This window comes from Succinivibrio dextrinosolvens (genome assembly GCF_900116345.1).
In the GTDB taxonomy this organism is placed as follows: domain Bacteria; phylum Pseudomonadota; class Gammaproteobacteria; order Enterobacterales; family Succinivibrionaceae; genus Succinivibrio; species Succinivibrio dextrinosolvens_B.
In genome coordinates this window covers 46998-62638 of record NZ_FPAH01000014.1, presented here as the reverse complement: position 1 = coordinate 62638, position 15641 = coordinate 46998, and the positions used below count along the sequence as shown (strand labels likewise).

The window sequence follows — 15641 nt, the reverse complement described above, 5'->3', positions numbered from 1 at the left end:
GCATAGAAGCCGGAGACCAATTGAACCTGAAGCTGTATTCGGTGATATCAAATATAATCACGGTTTCAAAAGATTCAGACTGCGATCTAAAGCGAAGGTAATAATTGAATTTGGGCTTGTGGCTCTGGCTCATAATATAAGAAAATGGGCCAATATAAGAAATGAAATGAATGCGGTAATAAGTTAAAAAAGAACAAGAAATACCTTAAGCTTCCCACCTTATCTCTCTAAAAGTTCTAAAAATCTCCAATCAAAATAAATATCTCAACAAAATCGTATTTGAAAATTTCAATTCCCTAGAAATAACAAAATTCTATGTTTGAAAAAAGAAAGAGGCTGACATACTTTTTAGCCAGCCTCTTTTATTTAGTAAAAAAAGATTGCGATTTCACAGGAAATGCAATCTTTAGTCAAATAGAAAAAAAATTCAAATTCGATAAAGAATCAGCTTAGGATACCTTCTGAGCTAAACTCTTAAGCATATCTGTCATTGATTTGGAAATGTTGGATACGGTTTCAACCATTGCATTGTACTGACCAAGCTGAAACTGAAGCATAATCATATCTTTCTGCTGATCACCAGAACCGCCGTTGGACACCTGAGCGATTGCAGCCTCTAGAGAAGCCTTCTGCTGATCCATTTTGTTAGCTAATGCTGAAATACCGATTGAAGCTAAATCCATAATTATCTCCCAGACAAATCCTATCTAACCCCAATTAACTCTGTGCATTGCAGATATCAACTGCAATATCTACAGCATTCTTTAAAGCAGAAAGCTTTTTGAATGTTACGGAATCCAAGCCTTCATCCATAGCCTTTTTCAAATCAAAAGACCAGGTTGAATACTCCTTTCCCAAATTATAGAAGACTTTCTGATCTTTTTCTTCCCAGGCCTTAAAAACATCGTTTTGCCCTAGATTGTAATTCATAATAAACCTTCCTTATATTTGCCCGTTACCTTTCTGCACTGTAATCCATAAACTGCTTTGCAGTTAGTGCCTCTGGTGACTGCTTGTCTTTAATCTTGTTGTAAAGGCTTCCAGCCTCATCACTGTTGCGCTGTAGACTTAATGATATAACCTTCAGAGAAAGAGTATCATCATCCTCTGAGAGTTCATCTAAAATGGTCTCAGCCTCCTGAAATTCATCAGTGACAATCTTTGAAAAGGCCAGACCTAATGAAGCAGCTCTCATATCAGGCTGATACTCTAGAAGGTTCTCAAACAGTTTTCGTGCGTTATAGACATCGCCATTCATGCAGGCAGCCATTCCAAGCTGAACAAGCATTGAAATATCATCCTTAGTTTGTGTGGTTACCATAATATTTTCCTTCTTTCTACTTGAGCTGCAACTCTTTAACTTCGTTACCCTTCATAAGCACGACCTTGTTGAGATCGATTGAAGTTACCACGTATCCTGATGGCAGAACACCGCCCTCAAAATACTTTCTGCCATTCTTAAGTGTAATAAATCTCATAGGTTTCATTGTTACACTAAGTATAGCTGTTTCATCAGGATTCTGCTCCAAAGCCTTCTTTTTCCTGTCTTCGGCAGAACGTTCGCTTAAAGAGGTAATTCTTTCATCCGTTGCGGCACTCAGCTCAATAGTTTCTGTGCCGTCAAGACGTTCAACACTTGAACTTGCCTTAGGATCATACTCGGTGAACATTAATGGTATACCAAGTTTCTTAGATGTCTTATATCTGGCGGTTTCAAGTGCATTCTGATCATCAAGAGTAGTACGTCCCTTATAGAAAACTCTACCCTTACCTAAAACCAGCTGAATATTATGAACACCAAGATGCTCACAGTTATCCTTTAACTCGTTTTCAAGTTCACTTCTGAATACTATTCTGCCCTTGAGTCTGTTCTTATAACGAGCCTCCATGGCATTAAAGGCCTCAGCTTCAATATAGGCATCAGCCATATAAGCATCAACGCCAATTTTTCCGTCATCAATATAATGAGCATGTACGTAATAGCCAAGATTCAGGAAATCTCTCTCTACGCCTAAAATCTCATCGTCCCTAACTTCAACATTCAGATTCAATGTAGTCTTAAGCTGAGGTAAAACCTCGACAAGCTTGGCGAATCTGACCTTAGATTCCACAGAACCATTAAGATCAATGATGCCGTCATTAACTTCAGTTTTAAGATCCTTGAAGTTATTTTCTGCAATAACTTTATTCAGAGCCTCAAGATCGGTCTCAAGTTCACTGGTCTTGAAAAGAGTTGATCCGAACATCAGGAAGATCAGAAGCAGGATCAGAAGCAATGCACTTGCAGCTGTCAGGAAAATTGTACGTTTATCTAAACGCTCAATAAGAGCAGCCGGCTGTAGTGGCTCCTCAGCCTTTGCCTCAGCTCCTTCAACAGCTTCTGCGGCTACAGCTTCCCCTTCTGGCTTTGGCTCTTCACCTTCAGCAGAAGGAGTTTCACCGCTCTGCACTCCCTCAGTCCCTTCCTTAGGGGACTCTGCTGCGGGCTGCTCTGAGGCAAAAGCAGGCTTTGCCCACGGTCCTTTGATTGAGGATGCGCGATAACAGAGAAGAGTATCACCTAAAAGGATGAATACGCCGCTTTCCCATTTATGCTGACCAGGCTCAAGTGGCTGTCCATCAATCTGAGCAGGATCATTTACAGTAATATTGATCTCAAAAGGTGAAACCTCAATTACAGCAGCAGAACTGCCCATTTCCTCATCAGAGAAAATTAGATCATTATCTGTGCCACTACCAAGCCTGTAGGTTCCTGGTTTTAAATCAAATACCAGTCCGTTATGAGGTCCGGTGAACACCTTAAAGGTGTATGAATCAGCCATATCGTTCTTCTGTATCTTATCTATACTAATTTAACTGTTCTTATTTGAAGCTCTGTTTGAACTGCATCCAGAACTGTCTTTCTGTTTTACAGGACGCTTCAGATAATTATCCTGAGTAGCAGAAACAGAGAAATCAGAATCATCAAGATCTGCAGGAAGAGCCTGAGCCTCACCTAAATCTAAAACCTTTGGTGTAATCAGAATCAGACGTTCTCTTTTGAACTTGGTCTTAGAATCGGTACCAAAAAGCTTACCAATAAAAGATACATCCTTAAGTCCAGGAACACCTGATGAGTCATCCTGCTTATACTCAACATAGTAACCGCCCAAAAGCAAACTCTGACCTTCTCTTACCACAGCCTGAGTATTGATCTTAGTCTGCTTAATTGGTGGAACAGAATCACTTTCAGTTGCGGTATTATCATTAGAATCCTGATTACTCTGAACCTGAACTACCATAGAAATCATTGGCTTTTCACCAGGAGCGCCCTCAATAATGTGAGGAGTTACCTGCAGTACAGTGCCTGACTCTACCTTGAAAAGATCAACATCCTGATAGCCGGCAACTTTTACATATCTAGTAGTAGTGTTCTCCAGAGTGGCCTCAACATTGTCGAGGGTCATAACAGACGGTCTGCCAAGGGTTTTTGCCTGCTGATTCTCCTCAAGTAAATTGATTGCAGAGAAGAACTGACCAGAAGCAGAATTCAGCACAGTGGAGAAAATCCCTCCATTGGTGGTGTTGGTTATAGCATTAGTTCCGCTCCAGTTAAGATTTGCAGACTTACCTACACCTAAACCTACATTAGCGACTCCAATTTTCTTGTTTCCCTGCCAGGAAACACCAAGGTCTTTAGCTGCAGAAACATCAACATCCACAATAGCGGCATGAAGTTCAACGAGCTTAACAGGAAGGTCGATATCCTTAATCACCTTTTCGTAGTAACTCATTCTGTATTCAGCATCATTGATGATCACAGCATTTAGTCTGGTATCAGCCATGATATTTACAGAGGTCCCCTCATCATTACCTGGATTTGCGTCACTTAAAGTTGGAGCCTTAGGACCTTCGTTGTCTTCTTTTTTCTTTTCGGAGGCACCGATTGATGCAAGACCTGTTCCCTTAAGCTTGGAAACAGTTGCCTTCATTGGAGTTACAGTATTGCTTGAACCTACAGTTGCACCGTTAACCATCTTCTGAAGAATAGTAGCAACACCAGGGATCACTATGGTTCTGTTCATAGAGGAAATCTGAGTATCATCAGCCTTGGCATGCTTCAGCTTGAAAACACGCATTACACTCTTGGTATCAAGGTTCTTACTAAAGGATATTGCAAGAGTATCAATTCTTGTAACCAGATCGGAAGGTCCCTGAATTACCAGCATACTGCCCTTTGTCTTCAATGGAAGTTCAGAAGGAACTGTACCGCTGTTTAAAAGGGTTTTGGCAAGAGTATTGGCCTGCTGAGGAGTACCAACATTAACCAGTTTCTGCTCCCAGTCATTCTCATGGAAGAAGTAGATAGTGTCATTTACAACATAATAGCGAACGCCATAGGCGATTTTCAGACCGTCTAGGAACTGATTACCAGGAACATCGGTAAAACGGCCGCTGACAAGACCTGTAACCTTGTCAGATACCACACAGTCCTTTCCCATCACTCGGGCAAAATCCTTGAGAACACTCTTGATGTCTTCGCCATCAGAATAATGAGAATATGATGAAGAGAAGTTATAGGCAAAGGCCGGAGCGGCTATCATTGCCCATAGAAAGAAAAATATACAAAGAAACTTTTTCAAGGTACATCCCCAAAGTTCCCTTCCTTGGAGAATGCAGCTAATTGTTTCTATAAGAAAAACTGCATAGCCGAGAAAGGAGACGCTGTTACGCTATTTTCTAATCTACCTTTAATATAATCAAAGTCGTTGAGAAAATCTTCAAATACTTCGTCAATATGTGACTCATTTATTTCTATTGGTAACAAAACTTGCTCTAAGATAACATCTTGACCATTCAGAACTATCCTGCAACGGGATAATTTGACAAGTCCGGCATTAAGTTTTGCTATCTCACGACACATACTGCTGCGATCAGGTTCGTCTTCAGGAAGTGATTTAAGTTTCTGTTGAATAATAATGCAGACAGCATCTGGAGAATAAAAAGAGAGAACACCACTGTCGAGTTCGACAAGGTATTCTCCGTGTTCACCGATTTCAGGACTCCATCCTGTTAATTTCAGGATGAAGTCGAATGCCTCTTTTGGATTATGAATTTCCATAGATTAACCCATAACCTTATTCAAGGTCTGACGGTTGGTCTGATACATTTCGTTGACGTTAGACTGACAGCTTGTAATTGCGTTACGAGCATCATCAAGAGCCTTCTTGATCTCTTCCATAGCTGTACGTAATACTTCTGTCTGAGCATCAATATCCTTGTTTTCAGCCTCTGTCAACTTAGATAAATACTCGTTAACGTTACCTCCAAGCTGTCCGATACCTTTCACGACTTCAGTAAAACCGTTCCACCACTTGGATTTATTATCAACAACATCCTTTGCGAGATCGAAAGCATTTTTATCCATTGTTCCTGCCTTTAGCTCACTAGATATAGAATTTAGCTGCTTTAAACTCCTTCCAGCAGAAAACATCGACAGACCACCAGCAGCTATGGATACACATGAACAGCAAATTCCCATAATAAGAGCTCTCTTGGCATCTGCTCTCATATTCTCTGCCTGAGTCTGAATATTATTACAGATATTCTGACACTCAGCCCACATCATCTTAACTTCCATATCCTTACGGTCACGGTTCATTTTGATGATTGCCATAAGAAGCTCTGTAATACTTGTCACAGCAGTGTCAACTTTACCAATTTGAGCAAATAGATCCTGAGTATTCTTAGGAGTAATTGGTTTGGTTGGCTTCTGCAGCGTAGTTTTATTAGGGTCCTCTTTATTCTTTGTATCATCAGCTGCAGGAACAGTATCTCCACCGTCGGCTTTCTTAGTCTTGTCCGCACCATTTACAGTTGAATCAGTCTCTGGGTCCTGAACAGTAGCTGGAGCTCCTGCGGTTGCGCTAGGAACAGAAATATTGCACAGTAATAATGAATCTAACTCAAAAATTCCGTCTTCAAAATTAAATCTTTTCATAACACACCTCTATATAATTAAGCCATTCCGCCGCTTGGAGCCATAGACATCACATTCATTTGAGCCTGAGCCTTGTCCTTAACAACCTGAGAAGCATCTTCAGTCATCTTCTGGAAGAACTCAAGGATAGCCTTAACAGCCTTCTGTGTCTCCTGATCCTCGATAAGGAGTTTTTCTAAAGCTTTCTTAAGTTCCAGCTCATCAGCCTTAAGCATAGCTCCATCATATTTGTAGACAGCATTTGCAATACCGGCTGCACCTTGACCTACAGAAGATAGACCGTTAAGGAATGCACCTCCGTAGGACAGTCTTGCACAGAAGATTGCACACTTAGTACCAATATCAGCAAGCTTTGCAGCGTGAGCAAGACCATTTCCGGTACAAATACCAGCTATGATTCCGCCGATTGCGTCGATAGCCATACCGGTAATAGCGATTGTTGTATCTGAAAAGCCCATAGCTTTCATCATTGGTTCAAGCATTCGCGTTGTAAGCCCCTTTCCTGTAACCTGCTCTGTGATATTTGATGAAAGGAAGTACAAACCAGCGACACCGGCAGCAACCAGAGCAACGTTACCATGCATTGCACCAACGACAATTGCTGCAACTGATAAAACAGCAGTAACGATATTAGCAAGCCAGCCAAAGGCTTTTTTCCACCAGCCAGACTCTTTTTCTTCTTCGGCTTTCTTAATAGCCTCATTGATTTTATCCATAGTCTGCTGGTAGTTTGCTTCTTTTTCCTGCTTGTTGTTTTCAATTCTGCTTTCTGCAGATTTCAGCTGAGAACTTCTGTTCTCACCTGTAATAAACTGAAGCAGAGCCTCAAGACCCATACCTTTTAAATCACCTAAAGCTTTGTCAGATGGAGTCTCAAGTTTTACTTTATTAGAATCAACATCTGATTTTTTCTGCAACTCGGCAAGCTCAAGTGCTTTTAGCTGTTGGGCATATTCTTTAATAGAAATCTTACCAGCAGCAAAATCCTGTGTAAGGTTATATATTTGTGTCTCATAACTTACACCTTGAGAACCATATTTGTTAATAGCACTGTCAGACATAATATACGCTCCTAGTTACTCATTTTTTTCAACGTTCTTTAAAGTTTCAAGCAAAGCTTTTGCTTTTGCCTTGATCTGTAAATCGTGAGGGCTGTTTCCCTTTCCCATAAGGTCAATGAACTCTAAAGCTGCAATAGCATTCTCTTTCTGATCTGCCTTGAGACGGCATAATGCAGAATAGTACATAGGTTCAGGATCCTGTAATCCGCCCATGGTTGCACCCATTGCATAAAGTTCTGCTGCTTCTTGGAAAGCTTTCTGGTTTTCACGGCAGGCAGCTAAACCAACCCAGTATTTGGTAATTGAGCCGTCATAAACAACTAAAGCTCTGAATATTTTCTCAGAATCGGCATACTGGCCAGATGAATAAAGATTGTAAGCATATGCATACATAACTTCTAATTTATCTGAATCAAGACCAACCAAATCACCAAGACTTGAACCTTTCTCTAATAGTCTATATGCGCTTAATACAGCCTCTTTCTGCTCATTGCTTTCAAAGAGGAAATTTAATTCATCTGCATTATCGATTTCTACTGCCATAATTAGCTCCTAATTATTTTGACAACTTAACGATCTATGTCTGACAGAGCATTAACAAATTTAAGTTATGCTCACTATTTAAATTTATCTCATAAGTCAGGAAAAAATCGTTGTATTTGTCAAAAAACTGTTTTCTTATTTACTAGTATAAATATCAACTAAATGTTTGCAACTAATTTTGGTACTATAATATTAAATATTATAACTAGATCACACTTTATTTTTTGTAGATGCATTTTTAAACCATTATTTATTTTACTTATTGTTTTTTATTGATATTCTTATTTCTTAGTTTTATGTTAAAAAAAAATATTCCGAATATTTATTAAATAATAAATAAACAGAATAGCAAAAATACAATAGTGAAAAAAATTTATCAAAATGTGACAAAATTCGAATTTTCTGTTTTAAATTCAAGCTGATAAATAAAGTGCGTGGCTTCTAATAATAAAGAAGCTTTATGTCAGAAAAATATTTTTTTTTATAATTTTGTTCGCCTCGGGGCTTTTAACAAAACAAAATACTTAAAATAAAAAAATCTCCTTACTACACATAGGTAAAAAGGAGATTTTGCTGAAAAAAAATTTTATAAACAGAATCAGCTCAGAAAATACTCAAACTAGAATCGAATTCTCTCAATAGGCTGTACAGAAACCTCTGGGGTAAGCTCCTGATAATCCAGTACAGGAACATCATAAAACTCACCTTCAATCAGACGGCGAACATAACGTCTGATATCAATAGAGGCGATAATAACAGTCCTCTTGTTAGTATTTGATCTGATACGCTTTAGCTCTTCAATAAACTTCTTGGTACTGTCCGGATCTAAAGCTAAGAAGGAACCTGCCGAACTCTGTCTGATGGACTTTCGAATCACCTCTTCTACATTAGGGTCAATCAGCACCGCAGGCAGAAGGTTCTGATCTGCTGTATAACGATAGCTGATCTGACGCTTCAGACCGACACGCACGTACTCGCAGAGCATAATGATGTCCTTTTCACGAGGTGCCCAGGAGATGATATTCTCAAGAATACATCTTAAATCACGAATAGAAACCTGTTCCTGTACCAGACGCTTGAAAATATCAGCAATCTTCTGCAGTGGCAACAGACGAGTAGCCTCATGTACCAGATCAGGGGCACGCTCCTCCATCTTGTCAAGAATATACTTACTCTCCTGCATACCAATAAAGTCACCGGCGTGCTTTGCCAGAAGAATCGAGGTATGAAGGGTAATAATATCCTCAAAATCCAGAGCAGTAATATTGATCTTGTCAAGATCCGATCTGTATTTCTTATCAACCCACCATGACTTCTCGCCAGGAAGGAAATCCTCACCCTGCTCCAGATCGATACCAAGCATCTTAACGTTTTCAGGCTGATCACGAACCAGAAGCTTACCCTTGATAAGTACACCTCTTGCAATTGGGATCTCATCGAGATTCAAGGCATAGGAAAGACCAGGAAGCCCCGGATTATTACGCAGATTGATACCAGGGAAAGGAACACCTAAATCGTAGTAAAGTGCACTTCTAAGGTCAATCATACGATCATCAAGTGCAGCGTAATCCAAGGACTCATAAAGCTCATTGGACAGGTCAAGAATAATCGGCACAATAGGAGAAAACTCCTCTGCGTTGGCACTGCGCTTTGCCTTTTTTCCATTTCCTTTTACCGCAGGAGCAAGTGTCTTATCCACAAGCTGTGTCTTGATATCCGGTTCAGCAGCACTCGGCTGATAGGACATTTTCTCAAGGCCATAAGAAATCAGATACATAATAATAGACAGAGAGAACAGCTGTGGCTTAGGGAAGCCAGGAACCAGAGCAAAGAGGAACACCATTGCAGATGCAACCTTCATTGCTTTAGGACGGGCGAAGATTTCACCTCCGATCTGCTCACCGACGTTATCAACCTTACCGCCAGAACGGGTAACCAGAATACCGGCAGAAATTGAAATCAGAAGTGAAGGGATCTGAGATACCAGACCGTCACCAATGGTAAGAATACCGTACAGTTTCAGAGAGTCAGAAAGTCCCAGACCATTCATACTTGAACCGATAATGGTACCGGCAATAACGTTAACCGCAGCAATCACAAGACCCGCAACCGCATCGCCCTTAACGAACTTCATGGCACCATCCATGGAACCATACAGCTTACTTTCAAGACCTACTTCATCACGGCGTCTCTGAGCCTCTTCACCGTCAATGGTTCCGGCTCTTAAGTCCGCATCAATGGACATCTGTTTACCAGGCATAGCGTCCAGAGAGAATCTTGCACCAACTTCTGATACACGTTCAGAACCTTTAGCAATAACCAGGAACTGAATGATAGCAATAATAATGAAGACCACTGCACCTACAACGAAGTTACCGCCAACAGCGAATTCACCGAAAGTAAAGATGATTTCACCAGCATCAGCCTGCAGAAGAATCAGACGGGTTGTACAGATGTTAAGGCCCAATCTGAAAAGAGTTGTAAACAGCAGAACCGTTGGGAATGATGAAAATCCCAGCACCGACGGAGTATACAGACTCATCATCATAATGATGAAGGATACCGCAAGATTCATAGAAATTAGTAAATCCACCAAAGGAGTAGGCATTGGCAGAATCATAAGGGCAATAACCGCAATAACCGCACCCACAAGCATAATGTCGGCGTGCTTGGTTACCATACCCACAGAAGTTCTTGCAGTATTGATTAGTGACATTGGTAATCCTTATAGAATTAAGCTTCAGGCTCTTCTTCGACTTCGATACGCTCGTCGATTTCTTTTTTTATTTCTTCAATAAGTTTTGAAGATTCCTTCTGCCTGTTAAGCATAAACAGAGATCTTGCCTTCAATTTTTTTATTTCAAGTAGATCGTAATCAAAATTCTTCAGCTGCAGGACTATATCTGCATAATAGATTGCAGTTTCATAGTCCTCTTTTAGAAAATATAGAATAGGTCGGGCATAAAAGGCCCATGAATTGTTCGGATCAACAACCAAGATCGCATTAATAGTACTTTCGGCCTTCCTTACTACTCCAAGATTGAGGAAAAGAAAGCCTATCATCTCAAGAGCTCTGATTTCTTTTTTGTTGAGAGTCTTCTTTTGCATTTAAGACATTAACCCCCAACCATAAAGCCTTTGTAGATCTTGAGCAGTAGCTGATTCTCCAGAAGAGGATTTGCAACTTCCTGAGAAAAGTCATTGGTTGCAGGAGTATCAAATTCTGCAAGCTTCTCCACTGCACTTTCAAAATTCATTGAAAAGTTAGCTGGATCAAGCTCATCAGGGTTATCAATGTTAGGTTTGGCCTTTGACATCATTCTCTTGTCAAGAGAACGTTTCTTATACATGTTCTCCAGGCGGATATTAGGATTACCCACTGGAACATAAGACATGTTCTTTGGAAGATGCGACTGGGTCGTTGGTCTTTCAAGAACCTGATCAAGACCAATATTGGAACTTAGAAGGCTTGAGCTTCCATTAATTCTAGTGGCCATGCTTTACCTCATTCCAAAGTTTTATAAATCCAAAAAGGATTTTCTCAAAAATCTCTGCTGAAATTGATGGATTAGGCAGAGATGTTGTAAATATGATTAGAGGATCCACATAAGTTGCACTGTATACAAAACCACCACTGTATCTGGTTTTTTCCAGTGCTTTCTTCAGATAATTGTCAGTCTCTGATATTTCAGGAGTAACTGCATAGCTTATTGCAAGGTATGTTCTGTCGGCGTTCAGCTCAAAGGAGAGCTTTGCCCCTTCTACACCAAAGGTCAAAGCCTTATCCTCATCAAACATCGGCATGTTTGTCATGCCGATGCGACTGCCGAAACGAAGTAGTTCTCTCCTGACGACTTCAGGATCTACTACTGTTGTGATTCCAGCCATTCATCCTCCGCACGAATCTTATTGTCAATCAAGACAGAGCAGGCTTCATTGATACGCTCACGAGCCTCAGGAGTCTCATAGAAGATATCAGACAAATCTCTAAGAGTCTTGCTCAGCTCCTGACAGATAACAACCTCCTGAGCAGGATCCTTTGAGTTAATGGTAATTAACAGGTTTCTGACATCACCTGGAGATACGAAGGTTGACTTGATAAGCTCACCAAGCTTCTTTACAAATTCGATCTTGTTGATGCTTGAAATGTCAATACCATGAACCTTATCCAGACGATCCAGCATTACCTCTTCATGGGCAAAGCAGGAGTACAGGACTTTAGTCTGCTCCAGACCTTCAGCTACTGATCTTAAGAAGGCTGGCTCATGACTTCTCTGAGCAGCTTCAAGATCGGCACTTAGAGCCTTGTTGATAAAGTCCAGACCTTCTTCAAACTTCTCACCATATTTTTCATGGATGAAGGTCAGCATTGACATGCCATCCTTGAAATTAAGCAGAGCATCAGAATAGTTCTCAGCATTATCCAGAATGCTTAAACCGGCATAGTTCTCCTCAGAAACATCAATTGCATTTATAACAGCCTTAATGCCTTTTTCATTCTGCTTGAAAATCTCATTGGCAGCATCCTGCATCAGCTTCTGCTTGACAGGATCCTGTTCCTTGGAAATCAGCTGCAGCAGTAATGCATAGTTTTCTGCATCATGACCGCCCTGAGCCTTCAGAGAATCAACAATCTCACGAGGTGTACAGCCTACGCGGGAAGTTCTCTTAAGAATATCCTCAGTCTTGGACTTAGCGTTAACTCTCTCTGAAACAGCCGCCTGCATCTTCTTGAGCAGCTCTGCAAGTCGGGCGTCAGCATTCTTCTGCTTACGAAGAGCAAGTTTTGTCTGTTTGGAATTATCCTTAGAGAAGGTCATCTCCTCCATGGAATCTTCAAATAATGACTTCTCAATATCAGCAGGCTCAACAGATACCCCGTTGATCATGCCGCCAGAGGCAGGACCTGTAGTACTGGTACTGCCAGGTACATTCTGCTGATCAAAACCGGAAGGGTTGCGAATACCATTAATATCTGACATAAAGCACCTCGAATTCTTTTTCCAGGTCCTTTTTCCAATTTGAGGAAAAATGAGACCTCTATAAATAATATTAACTGTTAAAAAATTCAATAAACCAAACGCTTATTGCAAATTTAAAAATTTATTAAATTTTTTTTAAAGTATAGTCAATATACTACAAAAATTTCTTACTTTTTTTGCTCTATATATAAAAAATAGTTGCTGATCACATAATTTTGCATAAAACAACTATTTTTCTGCGTAATTTCACTACTTTTAACCGCCTATCTATATTAAATAGTTATTTCTTTCTAAAATAATCAGAAAACGGATTGAGTTATGGCAGACGAGAAAACAGAACAACCGACCCCCAAACGACTGAGGGATTCCAGAGAGAAAGGCGACGTACCAAAATCCCAGGAATTGCCTTCTGCTCTGATTGTTACATGTGTTGCAGCCTTCTTTTTGGTTGCATCAGGAGATGTTTTTACCCTTTTAAGTGAACTGGTCAGCAAAATAATCGAAGACACCCTTAAACTACCTTTTGATGAAGCCTGGCCACGATTAAGCGCATTTACTCTTTTAGTCATGCTCAAAATAGCGGCGCCTGTGGTGTTGATTGCCATGAGTGCAGCCCTGATTGCCAACATGGGACAGATCGGTTTCCTATTTGCACCTAAGGCGGCAGCACCAAAACTTGAAAACCTTAATCCTAAAAAATGGGTGCAGAAGGTTTTCTCTAAAAAGAATATGTTTGACTTTGCCAAAAACGTGGTAAAAGTAGTGGTTCTGTCCTACGCGGTAAAGATCGCCCTTTTAAATAACCTGCGACAGCTTTTTGTGCTCCCCTATCTTGATGTATCTCATGTATGGATCATGATGGGAGTTATGCTCAAGGAGCTTGCTTTCTTTGCAATCGGCGCTTTTTTGGTGGTAGCTCTGGCAGATTTCCTCTACACCAGAGTTAAATACACCAAGGATCATATGATGTCTCCTGATGAAGTAAAAAGAGAATTCAAGGAGTCTGAAGGTGATCCTATGATTAAATCAAAAAGAAAACAGCTGCATCAGGAGCTTTTAAATTCTAATACCCTAGGTCAGACAAAAAAATCAAAAGTGGTTGTGGTAAACCCTACCCACTATGCAGTAGCTTTAGACTATGACAAAGAAAAACAGCCAATTCCGGTTATTCTTGCAAAAGGTAAAGATGATGTTGCAAGACGTATGATCAAGGTAGCTGAAGAGGAAAAGATTCCTGTTATGAGAGAACCTCCTCTGGCTAGAGCTCTTTATGCAGAAGGCAATGAAGGTGAGCAGATCCCTGAAGATCTGCTAATCCCGGTTGCCAAGGTACTGCGTTATGTTGAGGCATTAAAGAAGATCTGATGGCTACATATCCGCTGGCAAAACTGATAGGACTTCGTTCTCATCGTGTTGATGAGGCGCAGAGAGCTCGTCTGCTTGCACAGAAGAAGGTGGAACAGGCACAGACCGCCATCAAGAAGAAAATCCAGGAAATTGAGGATTACAAGATCTGGAAGGAAGAGGAAACCGTAAGACGATATGACAGCGTGATGTTCAAAGAGTTAAGCAACGAGGCATTTGAAAAGTTTAAGCAGGATCTTGCAAATCTGAATATCGGTGAACTCAAGCTTGAGGATGAACTAAGAGTTCTTAAAAAGGATGAAGAAACGCTTAAAACTGAGCTTGAAAAAGCAAAAGAAGTCGTAAAACAGGCAACGGCTGATCTGAACAAACTTGAAGAACATAAGAAAATCTGGCTTGAAATGCAGCGTATTGAACTGGAAAGAAAAGAAGAAAGCGAGCTTGAAGATTTCCATACTAAGAAAAATGAATTCTAGAACAGCAGATAATTTGTATATATTTTTTTTTGATTTAAATCATATAGTTTTTATGTCTTATTAAGATTTTATTTGACAGTCTTCATAATTTTTTAATGTAGAGTAAAATCTATTCTTTACAAAAAATTTATTAGTTCTATACTTCGGTTAAAAGGTAAATGAATTCTGGTTTTTAACCACAACAGTTAAGTAAAGAAGGTACAGATTATGACACAGATTAACAGCGTTAACGGCACAAATTCAATGAATCTTGATGGCATTGATCTAAAGGGAATGAGTCCATTCGCAGCTGCAGCTTTGGTTCAGCTTGAAATTGCTAAAACCAATAAGGATTCAGCTACAAGATATATTAGTGAAATGAAGGCTCAGAATGATCAGGCAAGAAAGTATCTGGAGCAGGCTGATGCTTTAAAAGCAATTAATACCAATCCAGCATATGCAAAGTACAAGCTTCCAGAAAATCTTGAAGAAATGAAGAAAACTCTGGCAGATGTTGAATATGTACAGGCCACCTACGAGAAAATGGAGTCTCAGATTGCAGATGGAACCCTTAAACCAGATAAGAACGGTTTATATACAATGGATAAAACCTCTGACGACAAGCTTCATGATTTTGTAAACAAAGCAGGTCACGACAATTTCCCTAATATTGTCAGAACCGCAGACGGCTCTTTCGACAATCTGCACTTCAAGTATGAGCTAGATGACGGTCTGAAGGAAATCAAGCAGTACAAAGAGTTCTTAACTTCAATGATTAAGGCTACTGAAAATGGAACCATTCCTCAGGATATGCTGGGTAAGAACAAAACATTAAATACAGCAACCATTGACAGTATTATTTCTTCTCTGCAGCATCAGGCTGAGAACTGCAACTCTGACAATCAGACTCAGATGGTTAAACTGCAGGATAAGATGGGTCAGTACAATGCATTCGTATCAGGCTCATCAGACATGATTAAGACAGGCGCACAGTTACAGCAGAGCATTCTGAGAAACTAAGCGCAGCACCTACAGAAATGATCGAGTAAAAGAGGCTTCACCATATGGTGAGGCCTTTGTTTTTTATGTTTTAACGATATATTAGCCATTACTTCCCCGACGCAAGGCATATTCGACAACAAAAGATAGGCAGGAAAAACAAAATTCATGCTGAAAATTTTCTCCATCCAATAAAAAAGAATAACTTTAAAAATATCAAAACATTAGTGAAAGTTTTTTTTTTTATAAAGGTCAT

Annotated in this window: 18 protein-coding genes; 4 read left to right on the top strand and 14 right to left on the bottom strand. The window is 40.0% G+C overall.

What is annotated here, in order from left to right; genetic code table 11:
* On the top strand, positions 1–187 hold a 187-nt coding region (locus BM308_RS06325), incomplete at its 5' end, for a transposase (RefSeq protein WP_177214423.1).
* A gap of 262 nt (positions 188–449) precedes the next feature.
* Here the strand turns inward: BM308_RS06325 and BM308_RS06320 are convergent.
* The 14 genes from BM308_RS06320 to BM308_RS06255 form a co-directional block, all read right to left on the bottom strand.
* Positions 450–683 carry an EscF/YscF/HrpA family type III secretion system needle major subunit gene (locus BM308_RS06320; protein WP_074943807.1) on the bottom strand — a complete coding sequence of 78 codons (234 nt, stop codon included), beginning with the start codon at positions 681–683 and terminating at the stop codon, positions 450–452.
* A 34-nt stretch (positions 684–717) separates the two neighbouring features.
* Entirely contained in the window at positions 718–930 is a 213-nt protein-coding gene (locus BM308_RS06315) for a hypothetical protein (RefSeq protein ID WP_074943805.1), read from the bottom strand.
* Between the two features lie 25 nt (positions 931–955).
* Positions 956–1321, bottom strand: coding sequence for a tetratricopeptide repeat protein (locus BM308_RS06310; RefSeq protein WP_074943803.1), 366 nt, complete (start codon positions 1319–1321; stop codon positions 956–958).
* 16 nt (positions 1322–1337) lie between these two features.
* The gene (gene sctD, locus BM308_RS06305; protein ID WP_074943800.1) at positions 1338–2822 is read right to left on the bottom strand and encodes a type III secretion system inner membrane ring subunit SctD; all 1485 of its coding nucleotides are present in this window, start codon (positions 2820–2822) and stop codon (positions 1338–1340) included.
* 30 nt (positions 2823–2852) lie between these two features.
* Positions 2853–4622, bottom strand: a complete 1770-nt coding sequence (sctC, locus tag BM308_RS06300) for a type III secretion system outer membrane ring subunit SctC (protein ID WP_143098576.1) — start codon at positions 4620–4622, stop codon at positions 2853–2855.
* A gap of 47 nt (positions 4623–4669) precedes the next feature.
* On the bottom strand, positions 4670–5101 hold the full coding sequence (locus tag BM308_RS06295; RefSeq protein WP_074943797.1) for a type III secretion system chaperone family protein: 432 nt from the start codon (positions 5099–5101) through the stop codon (positions 4670–4672).
* Between the two features lie 3 nt (positions 5102–5104).
* On the bottom strand, positions 5105–5980 hold the full coding sequence (locus tag BM308_RS06290) for a hypothetical protein (protein ID WP_074943795.1): 876 nt from the start codon (positions 5978–5980) through the stop codon (positions 5105–5107).
* A 17-nt stretch (positions 5981–5997) separates the two neighbouring features.
* Positions 5998–7041 (bottom strand): type III secretion system translocon subunit SseC family protein, encoded by a 1044-nt coding sequence (sctE, locus tag BM308_RS06285; RefSeq protein WP_074943793.1) that lies wholly within the window; start codon positions 7039–7041, stop codon positions 5998–6000.
* Between the two features lie 15 nt (positions 7042–7056).
* Positions 7057–7584: a SycD/LcrH family type III secretion system chaperone gene (locus BM308_RS06280; protein WP_083425479.1), complete on the bottom strand. Its 528-nt coding sequence runs from the start codon at positions 7582–7584 to the stop codon at positions 7057–7059.
* A 619-nt stretch (positions 7585–8203) separates the two neighbouring features.
* Positions 8204–10300, bottom strand: a complete 2097-nt coding sequence (gene sctV, locus BM308_RS06275; protein ID WP_074943791.1) for a type III secretion system export apparatus subunit SctV — start codon at positions 10298–10300, stop codon at positions 8204–8206.
* 17 nt (positions 10301–10317) lie between these two features.
* Positions 10318–10692, bottom strand: a complete 375-nt coding sequence (locus BM308_RS06270) for a hypothetical protein (protein WP_074943789.1) — start codon at positions 10690–10692, stop codon at positions 10318–10320.
* A gap of 8 nt (positions 10693–10700) precedes the next feature.
* A complete protein-coding gene (locus tag BM308_RS06265; RefSeq protein WP_074943787.1) occupies positions 10701–11081 on the bottom strand; it encodes a type III secretion apparatus assembly protein SctX in 381 nt (126 codons plus the stop codon).
* Positions 11071–11472 carry a type III secretion system chaperone gene (locus BM308_RS06260; protein WP_074943785.1) on the bottom strand — a complete coding sequence of 134 codons (402 nt, stop codon included), beginning with the start codon at positions 11470–11472 and terminating at the stop codon, positions 11071–11073. Before BM308_RS06260 ends, BM308_RS06265 begins: the two co-directional genes overlap by 11 nt.
* The gene (locus BM308_RS06255) at positions 11451–12566 is read right to left on the bottom strand and encodes a TyeA family type III secretion system gatekeeper subunit (protein ID WP_074943783.1); all 1116 of its coding nucleotides are present in this window, start codon (positions 12564–12566) and stop codon (positions 11451–11453) included. Before BM308_RS06255 ends, BM308_RS06260 begins: the two co-directional genes overlap by 22 nt.
* A gap of 318 nt (positions 12567–12884) precedes the next feature.
* Between BM308_RS06255 and sctU the strand changes: the two genes are divergently transcribed.
* From sctU to BM308_RS06240, 3 genes are all read left to right on the top strand, one after another.
* A complete protein-coding gene (gene sctU, locus BM308_RS06250) occupies positions 12885–13931 on the top strand; it encodes a type III secretion system export apparatus subunit SctU (protein WP_074943781.1) in 1047 nt (348 codons plus the stop codon).
* The gene (gene sctO, locus BM308_RS06245; protein ID WP_074943779.1) at positions 13931–14407 is read left to right on the top strand and encodes a type III secretion system stalk subunit SctO; all 477 of its coding nucleotides are present in this window, start codon (positions 13931–13933) and stop codon (positions 14405–14407) included. The genes sctU and sctO overlap by 1 nt, the downstream gene beginning before the upstream one ends.
* Positions 14408–14614: 207 nt before the next feature.
* Positions 14615–15406: a hypothetical protein gene (locus tag BM308_RS06240; protein ID WP_074943777.1), complete on the top strand. Its 792-nt coding sequence runs from the start codon at positions 14615–14617 to the stop codon at positions 15404–15406.
* Positions 15407–15641 lie beyond the last annotated feature (235 nt).